The 2,876-nt window shown below is 41.8% G+C and carries 1 protein-coding gene and 1 pseudogene; both read left to right on the top strand.

Annotation, left to right across the window (positions count from 1 at the left end):
* The first annotated feature begins 216 nt into the window (after positions 1-216).
* Positions 217-1,998, top strand: coding sequence for a hypothetical protein (locus H6S82_RS27345; RefSeq protein WP_242057129.1), 1,782 nt, complete (start codon positions 217-219; stop codon positions 1,996-1,998).
* Positions 1,999-2,004: 6 nt separating this feature from the next.
* Positions 2,005-2,876 (top strand): annotated as a pseudogene (locus H6S82_RS27340) (hypothetical protein); the annotation flags it as partial.

The following is a 2,876-nucleotide window of genomic DNA, read 5'->3' as shown; positions in this document are numbered from 1 at the left end:
CCAGCCAAGAGAAAAGCACCATGACTGTGGCTGGCAAACCGCAAGTCAACCACGAATTCAAACCTTGCCTTTTCGATTTAATGGCGATAGTATTTAGACTAACTGTGGCTAAGATTAAAATTCCATAGATGAGGTAAATTATCATAGACAAACGTTACAGCCAATTTGTGCCTGTCGCCAACCTTTAGAATCATACCCTCGTTGTGTTATTTTGTCATGTCGATCGCACGCCTGCACCAGTTTTTTACCGCTCCTACTGCCAGAAAATTTAGTCCGACAGCGGTATTTTGGTTTACTTTGAGCTTGACTTTTGCCACAATTTACGCTTTTCAAGCTCTCCAAAAAGCCTTTGCCAGCGAATACGTCGTCCAGGACGATGCGCGACAGTTTGTGTTTTGGATGCAGCGATTTGTCGATCCAGAATTGCTGCGTAACGATTTGATGGCTGAGTATTATCAATCGATTACACCGCCGGGATTTGCTAGTTTTTATTGGTTGATGGCAATTATAGGCATTGCGCCTTTGCTGCTGAGCAAAATTTTACCAGCGATACTGGCATTGGTGACAACAATCTACGTTTTTGGCGTTGCAATCGAGATATTCCCGATCCCGGCGGCGGGATTTCTCAGCACATTGCTGCTGAATCACAGTATTTGGATGAGGAACGACGTAGCTTCGGCGACACCAAAAGCTTTCGCTTATCCGTTGTTTGCGGCGTTTTTATATTACTTGTTGCGCGGTTCTTTGTTACCCTGTTTGGTAGCGATCGCACTGGAGGGATTGTTCTTTGCGCCGATGGCGTTTATTTCGATGGGAATATTGCTGCTGCGATTGTTGAATTGGCAAAAAGGACGGCTGAGTTTGTCACGCGATCGCAAAGATTTTCTATTTTGTTTGACAGGATTGGGAGTAGCATTTTTATCTCTATTACCTTATGCGATCGCATCCTCAAAATTCGCCCCATTGATTACAATTAACGAAGCCAAATCCGTACCGGAATTTATGGTAGGTGCGAGGGTAAGCTTTTTTTACAATAACAATCCCTTGGCCTTTTGGTTTGCTGGCCCAGAAACTGGCATTTTTCCTTATGTTGGCCCCGCACAACTTTTTATAGGCATATTATTACCAGTTGTATTGATATTTTCCGATCGTTTTCCTTTGACGAGTCAGATATCAAGCAAAATTAAAATTTTAACTGAAACTGTGTTAGCATCCTTCGCGATGTTTTTCGCCGCACATCTGTTAATGTTTAAGCTTTATGGCCCTAGCAGATACACGCAACATAGCTTGCGGATTGTGTTGGCGATCGCTTCTGCTATCTTATTAATTACACTGCTGGATATGGCTTTTCGAGCTTATCTTAATTATCAGTCAAAAACTCCTCCTCAATATCCCAGGAATCCGCTCAAGAAAAAAATCCTTTTATTGCCTTTACTATTCAGCTTTTTGATATTTTCAGCGCTCATAATTTATCCCCACACTTTAAGATTTTTTCCCAGACCGGGATATGTAGTAGGTGAAACAACAGCACTGTATCAATACTTGCAACAACAACCGAAAGATAGTGTAATAGCTTCCCTATCTTTAGAAGCGAATAACCTGCCGACCTTTGCCAAACGACCCATTTTAGTAGCTAGGGAATATTCCCTCCCTTTCCATACAAAGTATTATGGCCAGATTCGCCAAAGAGTTATCGATTTAATTAGCGCTCAATACAATTCGGATCTAAATCGAGTGCGACAATTTATTCAAAAATATGGCGTGGACTTTTGGCTATTGGATAGTTCAGCATTTCAGCCAGATTATTTCGATCGCATCGATCATGCTAATAGGCGATGGCTGAATCTGTATCAGCCTGCAACTTCAGAAGCGATATCCAACTTACAGCAGGGAACTGTTCCCGCACTAGCAAAATTTGTCGATCGCTGTGCTGTTTTGCGGGAACGCGACTTAGTATTGCTACAAACAGATTGTCTTCTCAAAGCCAACTCAAACTAATCTTTTATGCTCGTCAAACGCCTGCACCAATCTTTAACCGATCCGATCGCAAAACCATCCAAAAATAAGATAATTTTTTGGTTGACTTTGAGCTTGATTTTTGCCGCAATTTACGCCTTTCAAGGACTGCAAAAAGGCTTTGCTAGCGAATATGTCGTCCAAGATGATGCACGGCAGTATGTATTTTTTTTGCAGCGTTTCACCGATCCGGAATTGCTACCTAATGATTTAATCGCTGACTATTATCAATCAGTTACACCCACCGGATATCTCGCGCTATTTTGGTTAATGGTACATCTCGGTATGCCGGCGTTGCTGTTGAGTAAACTTTTGCCAATGGTACTGGGATTGATAACAACAGCATACCTTTTTGGCGTATGTATGCAGATTTTACCTTTGCCAGTAGCGGGATTTCTTTCTACTTTGTTGATGAATCAAAGTTTGTGGATGAAAGATGATTTAGTTTCGGCAACACCGAGAGCATTTTTGTATCCGCTTTTCACAGCATTTTTGTACTATTTGTTGCGGCGATCGCAACTAGCTTGTCTGGTAACAATTGCGCTGCAAGGGTTGTTTTACCCTTTAGTCGTATTGGTTTCGCTTCTCGTCTTATTCCTGCGCTTGTTGGATTGGGAAAAAGGATTACCTCGTCTTTCCGGGAATCGCAAAGATTATGTATTTTTTACTTTAGCTTTAGGAGTAGCTTTCCTATCAATATTGCCATCCGTATTGACATCAGCAAAATATGGGCCAACCGTTACGGGAAGTGTCGCTAGAACTTTACCGGAGTTTTTACCCAAAGGACGATCGAAGTTTTTTCACAGCAATTTTTTCTTGTTTTGGTTGAACGGTAAAGATAGCGGTTTATTACCTTGGTT

This window comes from Planktothrix sp. FACHB-1355, assembly GCF_014748295.1.
GTDB lineage: Bacteria > Cyanobacteriota > Cyanobacteriia > Cyanobacteriales > Aerosakkonemataceae > Aerosakkonema > Aerosakkonema funiforme_A.
The sequence above is the reverse complement of the archived record's forward strand: the minus strand, read 5'-3'. Positions and strand labels throughout refer to the sequence as shown.

Bases quoted from the DNA above. Each gene is read 5' to 3' on its own strand.
- H6S82_RS27345 (WP_242057129.1), top strand. From the start codon at position 217: ATGTCGATCGCACGCCTGCACCAGTTTTTTACCGCTCCTACTGCCAGA.